This is a genomic window from Chlamydia sp. (assembly GCF_017472245.1).
In the GTDB taxonomy this organism is placed as follows: domain Bacteria; phylum Chlamydiota; class Chlamydiia; order Chlamydiales; family Chlamydiaceae; genus Chlamydia.
The window spans coordinates 1-20,553 of the sequence record NZ_JAFUQR010000009.1; the positions used below are offsets into that span (position 1 = coordinate 1).

Sequence of the window (20,553 nt, forward strand, 5' to 3'; positions counted from 1 at the left end):
AAACTTACAACCGTAAGCCTTTTCGCGCCTCCTCTCTCCAGAGAAGTGTTCTTTCCAACCTCCGTCAGAAAGAAAGCTACATCTTATGCTACCCCCTATTTTTTTTGCACCTTTTTTTATCTTTTTTCCTTAATCACAACTCCTCCTCTCTTACTAACCATCCTACCTAAACCCAACCCTCACACTACCCTCAACCCTTTCCAGCCCCTGAAAAAATTGGAAAAAATACATCAGTTTGTACGAATTTCTATCCCCTAACCTTTTCTTTCCCCAAATAAAATTCCCTTTTTACAACTCTTTTTTTGAATTGTTCCCACCAGGCACATATCTTGGCTTGTTCTAATTATAGATTATCTACTAGTATATCCCTTCTTGAAGCCGAAGGCCTCTCTTCTCTAAACAGTCCCTAACTCTATTCTTTTTAGCCTGAGGACTTGTCTTCGGATAAACCTTCTTGAGGTTTTCTTTTCGAAAATCTTTTTTATTATTGTGAGTTAAAAAGTGGTCTTCCCATGTTAAGCAATACTCTTCGATCTAACTTTCTAAAATTCTATGCTAACCGGAACCATACTCCTGTAGCATCCTCCCCAGTTTTCCCACATAATGATCCTTCTATTCTCTTCACTAACGCGGGAATGAACCAATTTAAGAATATTTTTTTAGGGAAAGAAAAGACTAGTTACACGAGAGCAACTACTTCCCAAAAATGTATTCGTGCTGGAGGGAAACATAATGACTTAGAAAATGTCGGTCACACATCTCGACATCTTACTTTCTTTGAAATGTTAGGAAATTTCTCCTTTGGCGATTACTTCAAACAAGATGCCATTTCTTTCGCCTGGGAAGTCTCGCTTTCTGTTTTTAACTTTGATCCTGATTTTATCTACGCCACCGTGCACGAGAAAGATGATGAAGCTTTCGCTCTTTGGGAAAAATACCTTCCAACAGATAAAATTTTCCGTTTAACAGATAAAGATAATTTCTGGAGCATGGCTGACACTGGGCCTTGTGGGTTCTGTTCTGAATTATTATTTGATCGAGGAGAAAAATTTGGAAGCGCTTCTACTCCTCTTGATGATGTTGATGGGGAACGTTTTTTAGAATACTGGAATCTTGTATTCATGGAGTTCAATAGAACATCTGATGGAACACTTTTAGCTTTACAGAAAAAGTGTGTGGATACCGGAGCAGGTCTAGAGCGATTAGTCTCTTTGTTAGCTGAAACAGAAACTGTATTCGAAGCAGATGTTTTAAGACACCTTATCGCTAAAGTAGAAAATTTATCCGGAGTCTCCTACTCTCCAACGGAGCCTAAAGGAGCTGCTTTTCGGGTTATAGCAGATCACATTCGCTCCCTCTCTTTCGCTATAGCAGATGGGCTCTTACCAGGAAACACAGAACGAGGTTATGTATTAAGAAAAATCCTTCGTCGTGCTGTCAATTATGGGAAACATCTTGGCTTCCACCACCCATTTTTGGCAGAAGTCGTCCCTTCTCTAGTAGAAACCATGGGAGAAGCTTATCCTGAACTTCAGGTGTCTGCAACACAAATTCAGGAAGTCCTTACTCATGAAGAGGAACATTTTTTCAAAACATTACAACGAGGGGGAAATCTTCTCCAACAAGTACTGAAATCTTCAGCTTCCTCATCAACAATTTCTGGAGAGGATGCCTTCAAGCTCAAGGATACGTATGGTCTTCCTATTGATGAGATTGCACTGCTAGCCAAAGACCATAACTACACTGTGGATATGAAAACGTTCGAAAAGCTAGAAGTAGAAGCAAAAGAGCGATCCCGAAAAAGTACGAATAAAATCAAAAACGATAGTGATTCCATTTTCCAGGATTTAAACCCAACAGATACCTCTGAATTCGTTGGATACGACATGCTTTCCTGTGACACCTTTATTGAAGGTATCGTTAAATACAATGAAGTCGCCTCAACCTTAGAAGAAGGAGAAGAAGGGGCGATTATTTTACGCACTACACCATTTTATGCAGAAAAAGGGGGCCAAATCGGAGATTCCGGAGAGATCTTTTGTAAGGCCGGCACCTTTTTAGTCTCTCATACGACCACTCCTAAAGCAGGATTGATTGTACATCACGGGAAACTTTCTCAGGGAAGATTACAGACAACAATGGCAGTCACAGCACAAGTAAATCAAAACCTCCGGAAAAAAACTGCCAACAATCACACTGGCTGCCACCTTTTGCATAAAGCTCTCGAAATAACGCTTGGAGAACATATTCGTCAGGCGGGCTCATATGTAGACGCTCAAAAAATTCGATTAGATTTTACTCATAACAAAGCTCTATCTCCTGAAGATCTTTTGACTATAGAAACCCTTGTTAACGAAAAAATTCGAGAAAATGCCCCTGTAACCATTCGAGAAGCTTTGTATTCCGATGTCATGGGATCTTCTGAAATTAAACAGTTTTTTGGAGATAAATACGGCGATGTTGTCCGAGTAGTTTCTGCAGGATTTTCTCATGAATTATGTGGGGGAACACACGCTCAGGCAACTGGAGACATTGGATATTTCAGAATCATCAAAGAGCACGCGGTTGCAACAGGGATACGCCGTATAGAAGCAACTACAGGAGAAGATGCAGAGAATATTGCCCGCGGACAAGATGCCAATCTGAACGAAATAGCAGTGGTTATTCAATCTCCTAAAGATCAAATTCTTGTCAAAATCCGTAACGTTATAGAAGAGAAGAAAGATTTGGCTAAACAAGTTGCTCACTTGGAGAACCAACTTGTCCAACAACAGGTGAAAAACCTATTATCTCTGTGCGAAAAAGTTGATGAAACCTCTTATTTGGTTTGTTCTCTAACTGAAGAGGAAGGTCAACGAATACAACATTATGCAAATACCTTGCATAAAGAAATTCCGGTAAACTTTATTTCTCTATGGGTAACAGAAAAGAATGGCCGCTTTATTGTTTTGTCTAGGATTTCTGATGATTTGACAAAACGAGGAATTCAAGCACAAGCTTTGCTTGAAGAGCTTCTTGCTCCATACGGAGGTCGTTGTGGAGGGAAAGCGGTTTCTGCCCAAGGCAGTTCTACAAAACTGCCTCAAATAGAAGTTCTTAACAAAGCTTTGAGACAATGGATTTCGACCCAACTAGCATAAATTTCTCTGGTTTTTCTTCACTAAAAGATTCCGAGCTCCCATCTCTTGTGGAAAATCTTCATACGGGAGCCCGGTCTTTTGTCGTTGCAAAACTTTTCCGAGAACTCAAACAGTCTATCATCATCATAACGACGCCTACAAAACTTGATGACTTATTTGAAGATCTTACTACCTTATTGGGAGAGTCTCCTCTTGAATTCCCTGCTTCAGAGATAGATTTATCCCCCAAACTAGTCAATGTTGATGCTGTAGGGAAAAGAGATCAAATCCTATATGACCTGCAGAAACAAAAGAAACCTGTTGTCTGCATTACTACGCTAAAAGCCTTACTAGAAAGAACTCCTTCTCCAAAATCTTTAATTCATGATCACCTCGAACTTCGTATAGGAGAAGAGCTCGATCCAGATACTTTGCTAGATCTTTGTAAAAATTTAGGATATCGGCATGAAGCCCTTGCTCGAGAAAAAGGGGATTTTGCTTTTCGGGGAGGCATCGTTGATATTTTCCCTTTGTCTTCTCCCGAACCTTTCCGTATCGAGTTTTGGGGCGATCGTATTTCTTCTATTCGATCTTACAATCCTTCTGATCAGCTCTCTACAGGAAAACTTTCTCATATTACCATTTCTTCTGCCACAGCTGTCATTCCTACAGATAAATTATCCCACTCACTTCTAGATTATTTTGAAAAATTCCCTCTTTGTATTTTCGATAATTTTTCCTCTCTAGAAGATAATTTCGCAGATATTTCAGGAATCTTGTCTTCTCTTCCTAAGCGTTTTATTTCTATTCAAGATTTATTTCGACAAATTCTAAAAAAATCCCAGCCTTTATTTTTTGAAGAACAACAATTTCCCAACCTTTTTTCACACAAAGATAAAGGATTTTATCTAGAAGCTTTTCACGAAAAGATCTCCGTTCAAAGAGTTTGCTTGCCATTTATTTATCCGCCAGCTCTCATAGAAACAAGTGATGAACACAATCCTTTGATTGCATTTTTACAAACTTTCCAAGAATTTTGTTCCGGACGTACACTCTCTTTAGCTCTCTATTCTCCTAATAGTAAATCTTTGAAAGAAGCTCGGGAGCTTGCAGGAAGTTGTATTAAAACCTCTCAGATTTATGATAAACCTAAAACGCTTTCCTCTAGTTTTGCTTTAGTGGAAGCAGGATTTGCTGCTATTTCTCTTTCAGAATTTGCTGCAAGCAAAGTCCTTCGCAGACAAAAACAGCGAAACTATTTTTCTACCTCCACGGAAGAAGTCTATGTTCCCGTTCCTGGAGAAACGGTTGTACATTTGCACAATGGCATCGGAAAGTTTATTGGTATAGAAAAGAGACCTAATCACCTCAATATTGAAACTGATTATTTAGTCCTAGAGTACGCAGACAAAGCACGCCTATATGTGCCTTCAGACCAGGCTTATCTAATCTCTCGTTATGTTGGATCTTCAGAAAAAGCTCCTGATCTTCATCATCTGAATGGAGCAAAATGGAGACGTTCCCGAGAACTTTCTGAAAAATCTGTGATCCTATATGCAGAAAAACTTATTCAAATGGAGGCACAGCGTTCTACAGCAAATTCTTTCATCTATCCCTCTCATGGAGAAGAAGTGATAAAATTTGCGGAAAGTTTCCCTTATGAAGAGACTCCTGACCAACTTAAAGCAATAGACCAGATTTATGCAGATATGATGTCCGATAAACTAATGGATCGTCTTATCTGCGGAGATGCAGGATTTGGGAAAACAGAAGTGATTATGCGTGCAGCAGTGAAAGCTGTATGCGATGGGCAAAAGCAAGTAATCGTTATGGTCCCCACTACGATCTTGGCCAATCAGCATTTTGAAACATTTTCTCAAAGAATGGCAGGTCTTCCCATCACGATTGGATTGCTCTCCCGCTTTTCTCAAGGGAAAGCAATGAAAAAAACTCTTGAGGACATTGCCCAAGGGCGTATCGACATCTTAATCGGAACACACAAAGTCATCAATAAAACTATAGAATTCCATAATCCAGGGCTTCTGATTATTGATGAAGAACAACGCTTCGGAGTAAAAGCTAAAGATTCTTTGAAAGAGCGTTATCCTACTATAGACTGTCTCACAGTTTCGGCCACCCCTATTCCAAGAACTTTGTACCTTTCTTTATCAGGAGCTAGGGATCTTTCTCTTATTACGATGCCTCCCTTGGATAGGCTTCCTGTTAGCACCTTTGTCATGGAACATTCTGAGGAAACTTTATCCGCAGCCATACGTCATGAACTTTTGCGTGGAGGCCAGGTTTACGTTATTCATAATCGTATAGAAAGTATCTTCCGTTTGGGAAAGACTATCCGGACTTTAATTCCAGAGGCCCGTATCGGTGTTGCCCACGGACAAATGCATGCTGAAGAACTCGCCAATATTTTTTATAAATTCAAAACTCAACAAACTAATGTTCTTATAGCCACAGCCTTAATTGAAAACGGTATTGATATCCCCAATGCTAACACTATTCTAATCGATCAAGCAGATAAATTTGGTATGGCAGATCTGTATCAGATGAAAGGTCGTGTTGGACGATGGAACAAAAAAGCATATTGTTATTTTCTTGTCCCACATTTAGACCGTCTATCAGGGCCTGCTGCCAAACGTCTAGAAGCTTTGAATAAACAGGAATATGGCGGTGGGATGAAGATCGCCCTTCATGATTTAGAAATTCGTGGCGCAGGAAACATTTTGGGAACAGACCAATCTGGGCATATCAGTGCTGTTGGCTTCAACTTGTACTGCAAATTATTGAAAAAAGCCGTAGCAGCGCTGAAGCATAAACAAAAGCCTATGCTTTTTCATGACGATGTAAAAATTGAATTTCCCTATCACTCTCGTATTCCGGAAAACTATATTGATCTTGCTTCTATGCGCATAGAATTTTACCAAAAAATAGGTAGTGCAGAATCTGCGGAAGAATTAGAAGCTATAGAAGAAGAACTTCGAGATAGATTCGGACCGCTACCAGAGGAAGTTTTATGGTTGTTTGCTTTGGCTCGGATTCGCCTAATTGCACTGGAGTATCATCTTTCCAGTATTAAAGGAACGGGAAATGCATTATATATTCAGCAATACTGCGATAAAAATAAACAGATTCAAAAAACCTTGCCCTACTCTTTGTCTCCTACACCTGAGCTTTTAGTACAAGAAGTTCAAGAATCCATAGAGAAGGCTTTCCCAAAATAAAATAGATTTGAGGATAATCTATGGCAGCTTTTTATGAAGCAATCTCTCCCAGCGGCCAACAACGTCCCCCTGTATGGTTTCTGCGTCAAGTCGGACGATATATGCCTCAATATCGAGAACTCAAAAAAAATCGCTCTCTAAAAGAGTTTTTTTTAGATACAGAGTCGATTGTAGAGGCAACCCTATTAGGTCCTTCTTTATTAGGAGTAGATGCTGCTATTATTTTCGTAGATATCTTGTCTATCCTGGAAGGGTTCTCAGTCAATTACCAATTTGCCCCAGGGCCAGAAATCTCCTATTCTCCCCATCAGCCCCTCATTTTTACTCAAGAACCTCTGAATACCTTCTCTTTTTTGCTTGAAGCTATTCAAAAACTAACAAAACAACTCACAGTCCCTTTAATTGCCTTTGCTGCTTCTCCCTTTACTCTTGCTAGTTATCTTATAGAAGGTGGTGCATCCAAAGATTTTTCTAAAACTATAGCTTTTCTTTATCAATATCCTGACAAATTCCAAACCCTTCTGGATGACATTATTCAGGCTACGGCTACTTATCTGCATATACAGATACAAGCAGGAGCTGCAGCCATTCAGCTTTTCGAATCTTCTAGTTTACGTCTGCCACCTAGCTTATTCTCAAAATATGTAGTTGCTCCTAATACTAAACTGATTCGAAAGATCAAACAAAATGGGAATCCTCCTGTTAGCCTATTCTGTCGATGCTTTTATCAAGAGTTTCTGTCTCTATATGCTACAGGAGCTGATACCCTCCATCCAGATTATCACATAGAACTTTCGGAATTGTATCGTCAGGTAGACAACCCAGGATCCATCCAAGGTAATTTCGACCCAGCTCTTCTGTTATTGCCTCAAGATTTACTTATTTCTTATCTTGAAACCTATCTTTCTCCTTTAAAACAGCAATCTCATTATATTTTCAATTCAGGGCACGGTATTCTGCCTCAAACGCCATTAGAAAACGTACAGGCTGTCGTATCATGTTTAACGTCAACTTCAATTTCCTAAAAGGACTTCATCAGCCAGCTCCTCGCTACACAAGTTATCCTACTATCGTCGACTGGGAACCTTCCTCTGACCATGGTTATACAGCGTTGAAGAAACTTGAGAACGAGCAAAGCCCTCTTTCTTTGTATTTTCATATCCCTTTCTGTCAATCAATGTGTTTGTATTGCGGATGTGCCGTCGTTTTAAATAGAAAAATTGAAGTTGTAGATCTCTACATAGAAACTTTAATCCAAGAAATGCAACTCGCTTTTTCTTTATTAAAGGAAAGGAAAACAGTCTCTAGAATTCATTTTGGGGGAGGCACCCCTAGCCGTTTATCAAGGGCTCAATTCCAACACTTGTTCACTCATATCCATAAATTTTTTGATCTCTCTCATCTTGAAGAGCTCGCTATCGAATTTGATCCTCGAAGCTTAAGAGAAGATGCTGATAAACCCTTGTTTCTTCATGATCTTGGTTTTAATCGTGTCAGCTTAGGAATCCAAGATACCCAATGGGAGGTTCAAGAAGCAGTTCGTAGACGCCAACCTTATGAAGAGTCTCTCTTAGCTTATGAAAAATTTCGAGAGTTAAAATTTACGGGAATCAATATCGATTTAATTTATGGGTTGCCCAAACAAACCCCTTCTAGTTTCCAAAAAACGATTCAAGATATTTTGGATATGCGTCCGGATCGTCTTGCTCTATTCTCTTTTGCACATGTACCTTGGGTGAAACCTCATCAAAAAGCACTGCAAGCCAAAGAACTTCCCTCTATTGAGGAAAAGTTCACAATCTATTCTCAATCTCGGCATACTCTTATCCATGAAGGATATCATGCCATCGGCCTAGACCACTTTTCGCTTCCTGATGATCCTCTAACTCTCGCTCTTAAGAACAAAACTCTTATTCGCAATTTCCAGGGATACTCTCTTCCTCCTGAAGAAGACCTTCTTGGATTTGGTATGTCAGCCACAAGTTTTCTCCGAGGAATTTATTTACAAAACTCTAAAGATCTTCGTGAATATTCTAGCATTATTCATTCAGGGAAACTCGCAACGGTAAAAGGAAAAATCCTTTCCCAAGATGACAAAATTCGAAAATGGGTCATTCATACATTGATGTGCTCGTTTTCTTTATCTAAACTAGAATTCGAACAACTTTTTCATGAACGATTTGATCTATACTTTGCCGATAGCTATGATCGCCTGTGTGGCATGGAGAGTGCTGGTTTGATCCGTCAAGACTCCTCTTCTTTGCAAGTTACTCCTCTTGGAGAGCTTTTTGTGCGAGTAATTGCCACGGCTTTTGACCATTATTTTTTGAAAAACGTTGCAGGAAAACCTCTTTTTTCAAAATCCATATGAAACACGCACTCATCGTTGGTTCTGGTATTGCTGGTCTATCTGCAGGATGGTGGCTGCATAAGCGGTTCCCTCATGTTCAGCTGTCCATTCTAGAAAAAGAATCCCGTCCTGGAGGTCTCATCGTCACAGAAAAACACAGAGATCTTGCTTTAAATATGGGACCAAAAGGTTTTGTTTTGTCTCATGATGGGAAAAATACCCAGCATCTTATCCAATCTTTGGGCTTAGCAGATGAGCTATTGTACAGCTCTCCAGCAGCTAAAACCCGGTTTATTCATTATGGGAATAAAATTCGCAAAGTTTCTCCTTGGACAATCTTGAAACAAAATCTTCCTTTGACTCTGGTTAAAGATCTATTTGCTCGTCCCTACAAACAAGATAGTTCTGTAGAAGCATTCTTCAAAAGACATAGCTCTTCAAAGCTCAGAAAACATCTCTTAAACCCCATCAGTGTGGCTATTCGAGCTGGTCACAGTCATATACTCTCAGCTCAAATGGCCTATCCAGAGTTAACTCGTCGAGAAGCAGAGACTGGTTCTTTGTTACGAAGCTATCTCAAAACCTTTCCTAAAAACAATAAAAAAGAGCCCTATCTGGCTACTTTACGTTCTGGTATGGGGAAGCTAACTCAAACTTTACATGATAAACTGCCCGCTACTTGGCATTTTTCTACTCCTGTAACCAAAATCCGTCAGCTAGCTAATGGAGAGATTTCTCTTTCTACGCCTAAGGGAGAGATTACCGGAGACTTACTCATTTACGCTGGGTCTGTTTTAGATCTCCCCTCTTGTCTAGAGGATATCCCTGAATCCAAACTTATTAAACTAACAACATCATCTTGGGATCTTTCTTGCGTAGCCTTAGGCTGGCATACTTCGCTACCGATTCCTCATGGATATGGGATGCTTTTTGCCGATACGCCTCCCTTACTAGGGATCGTATTTAATTCAGAAGTATTTCCTAATCACAATCAATCACTCACACTTATCTCTCTACTTCTAGAGGGAAGGTGGCATTATGAAGAAGCTTATGCCTTTTCTTTAGCCGCTATTTCTGAATATCTACAGATCTATACTCCGCCTCAAGCATTCTCTTTATTCTCTCCCCAAGAAGGGCTTCCTCAGCACCACGTAGGGTTTATTCAGTCACGACAGCGACTGTTATCTAAACTTCCTTCAAATATTAGAATTGTGGGACAAAATTTTGCTGGCCCAGGTCTAAACCGAGCCGTCACATCTGCTTACGAAACTATCGCTTCTTTGCGACCGTGAAGAATCTGCAGCTAGCAACTCTCTACATAAAGAGCTAATAACGGCTAACATCTTTCCAACATACTCTTGTCTTGGATGTATTTGAAACAGTCGTTTTTCAATATGATTCATCAATAAGGCGTTGCGATATTCATGCGCCTGAAAAGCCTCATATGCATGAGCAAGTCCAATAACCCATCGCATTTCTAGTAATACTCGGATATTCGTTTGATTCATCAACCTTATGTAAGGATGATGATGAGTTTCCCAATCTTCCTTAATTTCTTCAAAAAGAGCTAAAGATTCTGTCTTTTTCCCTAAGTATAAGTAGGTTTCTGCCAAATCAAGTTTGATTAAATAGTAAATATGGGCCCAGGCTTTCATCCCCTTCGTACAAAAAGAATTTTCAGAAAAGGCTTCCAAAGCTCTTATTAGCCAAGCAACCTTTGTGACAGAGAATCCCTCAGCCCTTGACTGCAAATAATATACTAAAGGTAGCAAAGAAGATTGCGGGAACAATTCCGGAAATTTCGTTAAATGTTCTAGAATTTCTGTATCTGCAGAAAGGTAGCGCTCAAAAGAATACTGTAAAAGATAGAGTCTATCCCCCCAAGGCCGCTCAGTAATGCCTAACAAATAAGTATCCGACAAAAAATCTTGGCTAGAACGACTCAGTCCCCACACCATTCTCAGTGAGGATTGCCATAAAGAAGTTTCTGAAGAGAAAGTCTCCGGTATTTGCTCTATTGAATTAGATGAGGAATGAAATAAAGCAGAAAAGCAAAGAAGAAAGGCCCTTTCAAAACTATTTTTGCTTTGATAAGAAACGTTCCAATCTTCCAAAGATTCTTCATACAAAGCTTTCCACAAAGACAGTCTTCGTCGTAAAAAACTGTCCTTTGTTTGTGCTAACTTCTCTGTTAACTGCTGCACAACCTTTCGGTCTAATTGATCATAGACGAGCTGTTTTATAGGAGAAGAATTCTCTCGTTGAGAACGGCTAATCATTTCACTCAGCAATAATCCATAAAAAGCTTCGTCGGATAAAAGATGCGCTCTCCGAAGAACTTTAAGTGAAGAAGAAGCCTCTTGATCCTGTTTAGGCAAAAAGTTTCTGTTCATCCATTTTAAAAATTCCTGGTGGGGGAATGCTAAAGATACTAATTCCTCAGTCTTTTGCCAAAGAACAAGATTCTTTTTTAAAGCCGCTAATAAATACAGCCCAATCCCAGCTTCTTCTCTGCCCCACCCTTTATAAGCTTTCAAAAAATATTCTTCGGCAGAAGAATATTGCTCTTTACGGCAGGCTAAACATCCCAAGTACTCGTAAGTTTCCGCTAAAGATACTCCCAATCGATCTGCATACCGAAGAACAGAAGAAAATATCTCCTCAGCTTGAGAAAAATCTTTTAAGTGAAACCAATATTTCCCTAAAAAAAAGAGATATTCTGGGTATTTTTTATGTGGCTCAATAAAGACTAGTTTTCCACAGTCCAATAAACGCGCTACTTCCTGTATCCGAGCTTTGTTGAAGTAATGCTCTAGCAAGGTAAAATATGCATTTTGAGCATAAACAGATGTTAAATATTGTCCTCGAGATATAAGAACTTCTAATTCGTGCTCTCCAAGAGCTTCTTCCCAAGGCAGCTGACTCAATGCATGAGCAAACAGAATCGCATCAATTTCCTGTGTTCGATCTAGATCCCCCTTTTCTATATTTTTAATAAGCTGCTCTACTGCTTGCGCATAGCTCTCCTCCGCACTGCAATAAGCCAAGAGTAATTCCGAAGAAGGCTGTCCCTCTAACGCTTTTTCTTTCTCCCACCTCGTAGCTAGCGAGATTTTTTTCAAAAAAGCCTTTTCTACATCACATACTGCGGGAGGAGGAGAACACTCTCCTGTAGCTAAACTTTCTTCTAACTCTTCGCATAAACACAATGCTTCGAAATAATCTTTTTGCTCTTTAGCAAAAAGGATCTCAGCTTTCTTATTCTCATAACTGCTATGCAACGTCATATTATATAAAGAAAGCATCAATTGATCCTGTGGAGAAGAAGGGTAACCGCAACTCTCTAACATATGAACCAAATCTTTCAAGGAGACTCCCTGAGGATTGAGAGTCTGCCAAACTTGACGAATACGCCCTTTTACTTTCGCAGGCATTGTCGCTAAAGAGAACAACGGAGTTACAAGATCTATACAGAGTTCTTGTTCTCCTCGCTTTAAACTTCCACGAATGTACTCGCAAATCAGCCATGACGCCGTTTCCCAATCCTTCTCAGACAAAGATGCACTTTCCTTAACAATACGCCCAATAAAAGCATCGAAAATAGGTAAGAGCGGCTTACCATCTCGCATTGCTTTGTGAACATCTGCACATTGATGTCCGAAGGAGAGCGCCCCTTCAACTTTCAAGCATATCACCAGCCCTATCAGAAACCAAGAACAGCCCCCGAGAATGAACTTGCGAATATTCATACAGAAACTCTCTTTTATTCCTTTTTTCAAAAAAAATTTCAGAATTTTTTTATCTCTAGGGCATGTTAGCGCTCTCTCTCGAAAAGATCTATCACAAATCTTCCTACATCAGAGCAAGCTTTTTTCTTAAGAAAACCCTATCCAGACACTCTGCAGCACATGGTTTTATAAAAAATTTTTCTCTACCTAAAGGGAAAATAACCTATTGATAAACAGAGCGGTACACAAAGAATTAAACAAAGGAGCTTCCAAAGCCTACCTAGAACACTAGAAAATGGTTGCACGAATTTGAACAAACAAACTAATTAAAAATTAAAACTGAAGAAAATAGTTTAAAACAACAACTAGAGGATATTTTTTCATGGCGCTAAAAGATACGGCAAAAAAAATGACAGATTTGTTGGAGAGCATCCAACTAAATTTACTTAAAGCAGAAAAAGGAAATAAAGCCGCAGCTCAACGAGTTCGTACCGAATCCATCAGATTGGAAAAAATTGCGAAAGTCTATCGTAAAGAGTCCATCAAAGCAGAGAAAATGGGCTTGATGAAAAGAAGTAAAGTGGCAGCCAAAAAAGCTAAAGCAGCCGCTAAAAAACCTACAAGAGCAACTAAAATAGTAGCAAAAAAAATGTGCACAAAAAAAACTTGTGTAACTAAAGTCAAAGCTAAACCAACAAAAAAAATCTTTACCAAGACAAAAGCTAAAACAGCTAAAAAAACTCACTCAACAAAAAAATAAAATCTTGGGACTTTCTTTTTTGTAGAGGGCACTTTTGTTAACTGGGCCCTCTTTTCTTCTCATTGATGGTTTCTCCTTTTTATGCTACCTTCTCCTTGCCCTTAGGCAATTCTTTGCAAATAAAAACTAAAACTTCTTTCTTCTTTTGAAGTAAACTTTTTTCTTTAGGACTCAAAGTTGTCATCTTGTCCTCGTAATTGTAAACATTTCGGAATCTGTGGGGGGTGCTCATCTCCTCAAACAGAATATGCGTTCTCTTTAAAAACGAAGGAACTTGCTCTACAGAATTTATTCTCTCCTCTTATCTCTTCTCAAAAAATTCTTCCTGTAATTCCCTGCTCGCCTCTTCTTCGCGGAAGGAATAAAATGGAATTCTCTTTTTATCAAACTGTTGATGGAGAAAAAACTTTAGGGTTTATCTCTCCATCTAAACCCAAAAAAGGGATCTCTATTACTGAGTGTTTGATGATTGATGAGCGTGCCATGGACATTCTTCAGCTCACTCGAGCTTGGTGGGCTGCCCATCCAGGGTTGTCTGCTTATTATCCCCCCCTAAATAAAGGTTCATTATGCACGCTCACTGTCCGAATAGGGAATATCTCTAAAGACTTTATGATTATTTTGACCACTTCTGGGAGAGAGGAGTTTGCTGTCCCTCAACAAGTCATCGAAGAATGGCAACAATCTCTTTTAGATTCTGGCCTACCAATTACTTCCATTTTTTGGGAAGAAAAGCTTTCTGCAAGAAACTGTCCAACTACCTTTCGAACAACCCACCTTTATGGGAAACATTTCCTCAAACAGCAGCTATCGATAGAAGGGCACACAAGCTTGTTTCATATTCGCCCGAGAAGCTTCTTCCAACCACAAAGCTGCCAAGCAGAAAAAATCATTCAAACGATTAAAGAATTTATAGATCCTTCAGGAGAAGAAACCCTTTTAGACCTATATTGCGGAGCTGGGACTATTGGGATTCTGCTCTCTCCTTATGTCAAAAAAGTCATTGGCGTTGAAATCATCCCAGATGCTGTTGCTTCAGCTCATGAGAATATTCAACTCAACTCCGTAAACATGGAAGTGTTCTTAGAAGACGCTAAACAATTTTGCAAACGTAATGAAAACCTTCCCTCCCCAGATATCGTTGTGATCGATCCCCCTCGTTGTGGTATGCAAAATAAAGCATTAAAATACCTTTTACGTATGGTCCCTCAAAAAATTATTTATGTCTCTTGTAATCCCTTTACGCAATTCAACGAATGCTCAATACTCGTTGATCAGGGATATCAACTTCAACGAATGCAGCCTATAGACCAATTCCCACACACCAGCCACCTAGAAAATGTTGTCCTTTTAGAAAGGAGAGATTCCTAAAAGAACGCTACCCCCGCCTTTACTCCTGGAAAAGGATTGATCCCCCTATCTTCCCTGTGATACCCTATCCTTTTTTAACCCTAAATAAAAGGTACCTCCATGTTCTCTCGTGTATTTTTTAGCCTCCTTTTCTTTTTGGGATGTTGCCCAGTTTTATTTGCTGATGTTGATTCTCCTCAACGAGCAACATTTGGGCAGCCTGCAGTAATGTTGGGAATCGCCATTGTCTTTTTCTATTTCATCCTATGGCGCCCAGAGCAAAAACGCCGTCAAGCTATGGAAAAAAGAAAAAGCGAATTAGTTATTGGAGATAAAGTAACTGCTATGGGGATCGTTGGAACAATTGCAGAAATTCGCGAACACACAGTTATTTTAAATATTGCCTCAGGGAAAATTGAAATCCTTAAAGCTGCTATTTCAGAAATTCTTAAAGCTGAAAAATAAAAGAATTTGTGAAGCGGGATTCTGAGAAACAGAATTTCGCTTCACAAAACAAAACGAAAAAACTCCGTTGATTTTTTATAGAGTAAACTATAACTTGACGCTACAGTCTTATTGAAGTTCCAGAGATTTTTATAATATGACTTGGCTTTCAAGCCTGTATCCAATTTTTATCGCTTCCGCAGCGTTTTGTTCTCTAGGCCTTACTCTTGTAGCCATTATCCTTTTATCCCGAAAATTTCTTATTAAAATTCACCCTTGTAAGCTAAGAATCAATAATGATGACTCTCTTACTAAGACTGTAGATAGCGGAAAGACCTTACTCTCTTCCTTACTCGACTCAGGAATAGCTATCCCCTCTCCTTGCGGAGGGAAAGCCGCTTGCAAACAGTGTAAAGTTCGCATCACAAAAAATGCAGATGAACCTCTAGAAACAGATCGTTCCACCTTCTCTAAACAACAGTTGGAACAAGGATGGAGGCTTTCCTGCCAAACGAAAGTACAACACGATATTAGTTTGGAGATAGAAGAGCGTTATTTCAATGCTTCTTCTTGGGAAGGCACAGTTGTATCCAATGAAAACGTCGCAACTTTCATCAAAGAGCTGGTCCTTTCTGTAGATCCCTCGCGTCCTATCCCTTTTAAACCTGGGGGATATTTACAGATCACTGTTCCCTCGTACAAGACGAACTCTTCTGATTGGAAACAAACGATGAATCCCCAATATTACAGTGATTGGGAGACTTTCCATCTCTTCGATAAAACTATTGATCATCTATCTGCGGACTCGAATGCAGCGAATAGAGCGTATTCTCTTGCTTCTTATCCAGCAGAGCTCCCCCTTATTAAATTTAACGTTCGTATTGCTACTCCTCCCCTTGTCAATCACTCTCCCGATCCTTCAATTCCTTGGGGAGTGTGTTCTTCGTATATTTTCTCCCTTAAGCCGGGTGATAAGGTAACAGTATCCGGGCCCTACGGAGAATCTTTTATGAAGAATGACAAACGCCCAGTTATTTTCTTAATCGGAGGAGCTGGCTCTTCCTTCGGAAGAAGCCATATTCTCGATTTATTACTAGACAAACACACAGATAGAGATCTTACTTTATGGTATGGGGCTCGCTCTCTTAAAGAAAATATCTATCAAGAAGAATATGAAAAATTAGACAGAGAGTTTCCTAACTTCCATTATCACTTGGTCCTCTCCCAGCCCCTCCCAGAAGATTTAGAGAAGGGATGGGATAAAGACGATCCAATTAAAACTAACTTTTTGTTCAAAGCTTTTGAACTTGGTCAGCTCAGTAAGCTTCCTAATCCAGAAGACTACCTATACTATGTTTGTGGTCCGGCACTTCATAATAGTAGTATTCTCTCCTTGCTTGATAACTATGGGGTAGAGCGTTCTTCCATCGTCTTAGATGACTTTGGAAGTTAATCCTTTGCTACAAAAATCGGGAGCACACTCATTGAATTAAGCTCTCTTTTAATCTCACAATCTTGAGGAATTGACATTCCTGTAGGGATTTTTTCTGAAAGATTCGTAAATAAAACATCTCTTCCCCAAATATGAGGCCACCTACTATCGGCAATCCCCCCTCCCAATTTAATCATGCGAATTGCTTTCTCGAAATTCCCGACAAAACTTCTTTTACGAATGATAGGACGTCGGATTTTATAATCCCGTTTTCTTTTAACTCTATTCTTCTGAGGGATTTCTTTGAATGTCACACTCGCTCCAATCCCTAAGCCGACTGTGCTAGGATGCCTTTCTTGGATCATCTCAAGGGGTATCTGATTCTGTCGAATATAGTCGAACAAAACAGACTCTGATAATTGACGACGAAATGTTTTTCCCCCACTGACAGTAAGTTTTAATGTTCTAGAACCTGTAAATAATCCGGATTGCCTATCTTTAACTTGGAATGTATACGAAGCTTCTGTTTGTGAGCTGGTAGGCGTTCCCTTCAATTTTACCGAACGAGATGCTCCAGTTCCTTCTAAATCCAATGAGAGTCCTGATGGCAAACTTGTCTGATCAACAAGCTCATAATCACCACTCCCATTAGTAATAGACAATACTTCTATATCTACATATGTTCCAGCAATTAAAGTTTTATTATAAAGTTTTTGTGAAAAAGTCAGTTTTGGAAAAACAGAAAGTTTAAAAGATTTTTGAATTTCTGCTCCAGTTCCTCCGTCACGAATAGTAAAAGTAAAAGTATCTTGGCTTGTAACCGCTTGTGGAGTTCCATATATGGAACCATCACTGGACCTCCAAGATAAACCTGCAGGAAGAGCTGGAGAAATATTTGTAAAAGTAACCGATTTCCCTGTTACAGCAGAAGTTGCTGATAGTGGCGTATAATTTAAATAGCTCCCAACAACCGCAACTTTATTCGGTTCCTTATCAGTCACTGTGGGAACATTCGCAACAGTCAAAGAAAGTCGCATATTTGGCCTAGGAGATTTATTTGCATCCGTGACAGTAACCGTATATTCAGTTAACTGACCGGTATCTGTTGGAATGCCTGAGATAATCCCCGTTTTAGCATCCAACTGAAGCCCATTGGGAAGATTAGGAGTAATCGTAACATCGTAAGGAATAACCCCTCCAGATAAACTACATATAGGGAAGGATACAGAAGTATTAACTCCCAAAATTTTCTGATACGTACTTTGCTGAGCAACAAAACTAGGCGCAACACCTAATTCAAAATCTACTTGGCTCTCAGCACCAGATTTTCCGTCACGAACGGTCATAGTATAGACTTGCAAAGAAGACTCTTCTGTGGGAGTCCCTGTAATCTCTCCTGTTGTAGAATTCAAATTAATCCCTTTGGGAAGAGCTGGTGTAATCCCAGTAAAACTTACTGCTCCATCTGCTGCAGAAGGTGTTGCTTTTATAGGGATATAAGAAGAATTCCCCTGAGTTGTTGAGGTGTCTTTCGTTAGCATTTTCTCTTTTACTACAACAGTAATCTGAGCTCCCGTAACAACAGAAAGTTGTATTTTAATATTTTTCTGCTCTTTTTGTTGGTCAGTAACCGTAAACGTATATTCTTTCTCTCCTATCGTTGTTGCTGTTGTGCGTCCTAATATAACTCCCGTATTACTTACAGATAAGTTAGAAGGCAATGCTGGAGAAACTGTAACCTCATAGGGAGGTTCTCCTCCTGTAATTCCAAAAGCTTGAATATTGACCTGACTATCCGTTGACAAAACACGACGGTATAATTTTTGCGAAATAACAAAAGGAGGATTCACAACCAAGGCAAAAGAAGCTGAAGAACTTCTTGTTCCATGACTATCACGAACAAATAAAGTATAATTCGTCGCTGGAATACCGTACTCGGACTCTACCGTCCCGGATATTTTCCCTGTTGCACTATCTAGCTGCAGTCTTTGTGGTAAAGAAGGCTGTATTGACCACTGCTGGGTCCCTGAAAAAGACGATGTAACCGACACAGGATTCTTTCCTGCTGTATAAGATTTTGCTGTTACGATAACTTCAGGATTATCCACCTTCAAGACTGGTAAAAACTCTAATGTCGCTATTGATGTGGTATTATTCGATGTTGCTGTTACTTTAGTAATTCCAGAATAAGCATTTGTTAAAGAAAACTTAACTTTCCCTTCTGTGTCAGTGACTAACGATGAGACGTCTAGAGTTGCATGATTAGATGCTTCAGCAGTAACTGCAAAATTTGGAATAGGATTATTGTAGGCATCAACGATGGTGAATAGAACTTCTGCTTTGGCTTGATTGTTAGCTAATTGGTTATTTTGCAAAATATGGACCGACCCTGAAACATGAGCAGTTTTTTCATCAGGACCAAAAGGAATCGTTACTACATCCACAACAGAGTTAACAGCGATATCAACTTCTACCGGAGACGCCAATGTAGTTTTAATTAGCGAAGTACGAACTTTCCCTTGCGAATCTGTGAGTAGTACTTCATACCTTTCTTCCGATCCTTGAGAATAACGAACCAATACTTCTTTACCGATTAGAGGCCCATACGTTCCTGTTACAGTAAATTCAATCTCCACAAAATCTTGATCGTTCGCAATAGGAGGTGTTGTAAAATCTGTGACAAGAGATCCATTAAGAAAATATTGTCTAGCTATTGAAACGCGAGGATCTTGGCTAACTGCAATGGAAAGAGTTCCTGTTTTCGAGCGCTTCCCAGATGTATCTACAGCAAAAACCTGGAGCGTATACTCATTTGTAGGGACTATTTTTTGTTTCAAGGAGAGGCGAAGTTTATGAGGAGGCAGTTTTACCTTGTACTCTGCTCCTGATTTCCCAGAAGAGACTAACGTGATTTCCCCTCCTGCTTCAATAAAATTTTGTGCGTCCCATTCAAACTGAGCGATCGTCTTAGTACTAGGACATTTCAACGTAACTGTTGAGGACGCGAACTCTATATCAGAAATCGATGAAGGCGAAACAAAAATATCATAGGTATATTCAGAATAGTCGAAGACAATGACATTATTTCTACTGACAAAGTTATAACGGTTTTCATTTAGAAATCGCATCTTTGTGACTAAAAGAGGATTTAGTTGAGAAGCAAAACTTTCTCCAAATCGATAATTCAGTCGTACATTGAACAGAGTGTAATGCCGAGGAAATTTACTCATACGATGATCGATCCCTAAAGAAAGGAGCGGGAAAGGAGTAAATTCTACTCCAGTCGTAACCACGAAAGGATCGTGCTGTAAATCACTTCTTCCAAATAACGAAACTTTTTTTCCGAAATACTGTTCATAAAAAATCTTTCCTCCTAAATGAGGAAGGAAAGGAAGCCAGTAGTGAAGACGGAAATCTAATCCATTTGCAGGAGATTCTTGATAATCAGGGCGTATAGAAGAATGATGGCGAGAAGATAGACCAATATAACCATTCATAGAGAATTGCAAAAAGTTGGTCCAAGACTCCAAACCTAGCCCCAAGCGCGCATTGTCTCCTGTTAAATCATAATCACAGAAGGCATTGGCTCCCAACATCCAATTTTTTCTAAAAATGCGTCCGCCCCCGCCAAGATTAACAATATCTCTGCGGTCAAGGTTATGTCTGAAACCTAGCTGAGAAAAAAACAAAAACTCTAACGAATCATAAACGGGGAAAAGCCAATCGATAGCAGTATGTTCAAAAGGATACTCCCTTTCTCCAGGGAAAAAATCTAATCGTAAAGCCCCAAGCCTAGACCATGGACGATAGTCTAAAGAAGGCACAGGAAGGTGATTCCGATGATTAACGTCCTCCATAGAGCTATTTCGCAGAGAACGCTGTTCCTCTCCAGAAAGAGATAAAAAAGCTTGGCTTAAACAAAGTAGTAAGAAGGCCTGTCTATCCCGATACATCTACATTCCCCCTCTTCCTGCAGCAAATTGAAGGGTATGTATCAAAAAAAGAGAAAAACAGAAACAAAAAAAAGGGAAGAGAGCGACTAGAATGGCTCTTCTCCCTTCTTCTTTCAGTCTATGACTAAGAATTTTACATTAAAAAATGCTTGGCAACGACCTACTCTCCCATACTCTTGTG

At 39.6% G+C, this 20,553-nt stretch carries 11 protein-coding genes; 9 read left to right on the forward strand and 2 right to left on the reverse strand.

Annotation, left to right across the window (positions count from 1 at the left end; translation table 11 throughout):
• Positions 1-512 precede the first annotated feature (512 nt).
• From alaS to IJ490_RS04375, 5 genes are read left to right on the forward strand one after another with little or no spacing between them, the layout of a single operon-like run.
• On the forward strand, positions 513-3,140 hold the full coding sequence (gene alaS / locus IJ490_RS04355; protein WP_291894733.1) for an alanine--tRNA ligase: 2,628 nt from the start codon (positions 513-515) through the stop codon (positions 3,138-3,140).
• Entirely contained in the window at positions 3,116-6,355 is a 3,240-nt protein-coding gene (gene mfd, locus IJ490_RS04360; RefSeq protein WP_291894736.1) for a transcription-repair coupling factor, read from the forward strand. Before alaS ends, mfd begins: the two co-directional genes overlap by 25 nt.
• Positions 6,356-6,375: 20 nt before the next feature.
• Entirely contained in the window at positions 6,376-7,380 is a 1,005-nt protein-coding gene (gene hemE, locus IJ490_RS04365) for a uroporphyrinogen decarboxylase (protein WP_291894739.1), read from the forward strand.
• Entirely contained in the window at positions 7,353-8,726 is a 1,374-nt protein-coding gene (gene hemN / locus IJ490_RS04370) for an oxygen-independent coproporphyrinogen III oxidase (protein WP_291894742.1), read from the forward strand. The genes hemE and hemN overlap by 28 nt, the downstream gene beginning before the upstream one ends.
• Entirely contained in the window at positions 8,723-9,997 is a 1,275-nt protein-coding gene (locus IJ490_RS04375) for a protoporphyrinogen oxidase (RefSeq protein WP_291894745.1), read from the forward strand. The genes hemN and IJ490_RS04375 overlap by 4 nt, the downstream gene beginning before the upstream one ends.
• Here IJ490_RS04375 and IJ490_RS04380 read toward each other — a convergent pair.
• Positions 9,944-12,454 carry a CHLTR phosphoprotein gene (locus IJ490_RS04380; RefSeq protein ID WP_291894747.1) on the reverse strand — a complete coding sequence of 837 codons (2,511 nt, stop codon included), beginning with the start codon at positions 12,452-12,454 and terminating at the stop codon, positions 9,944-9,946. The two genes, IJ490_RS04375 and IJ490_RS04380, sit on opposite strands and share 54 nt — an antisense overlap.
• A 361-nt stretch (positions 12,455-12,815) precedes the next feature.
• Between IJ490_RS04380 and IJ490_RS04385 the strand changes: the two genes are divergently transcribed.
• From IJ490_RS04385 to nqrF, 4 genes are all read left to right on the forward strand, one after another.
• Entirely contained in the window at positions 12,816-13,193 is a 378-nt protein-coding gene (locus tag IJ490_RS04385) for a histone (RefSeq protein ID WP_291894749.1), read from the forward strand.
• Between the two features lie 177 nt (positions 13,194-13,370).
• Positions 13,371-14,564, forward strand: coding sequence for a 23S rRNA (uracil(1939)-C(5))-methyltransferase RlmD (gene rlmD, locus IJ490_RS04390; protein WP_291894752.1), 1,194 nt, complete (start codon positions 13,371-13,373; stop codon positions 14,562-14,564).
• 99 nt (positions 14,565-14,663) lie between these two features.
• Entirely contained in the window at positions 14,664-15,008 is a 345-nt protein-coding gene (gene yajC / locus IJ490_RS04395) for a preprotein translocase subunit YajC (protein WP_291894755.1), read from the forward strand.
• A 136-nt stretch (positions 15,009-15,144) separates the two neighbouring features.
• Positions 15,145-16,440 (forward strand): NADH:ubiquinone reductase (Na(+)-transporting) subunit F, encoded by a 1,296-nt coding sequence (gene nqrF, locus IJ490_RS04400; RefSeq protein ID WP_291894758.1) that lies wholly within the window; start codon positions 15,145-15,147, stop codon positions 16,438-16,440.
• On the opposite strand, the gene IJ490_RS04405 is transcribed toward nqrF, so the two are convergent.
• A complete protein-coding gene (locus IJ490_RS04405) occupies positions 16,437-20,372 on the reverse strand; it encodes an inverse autotransporter beta domain-containing protein (protein WP_291894761.1) in 3,936 nt (1,311 codons plus the stop codon). The two genes, nqrF and IJ490_RS04405, sit on opposite strands and share 4 nt — an antisense overlap.
• Positions 20,373-20,553: the final 181 nt, after the last annotated feature.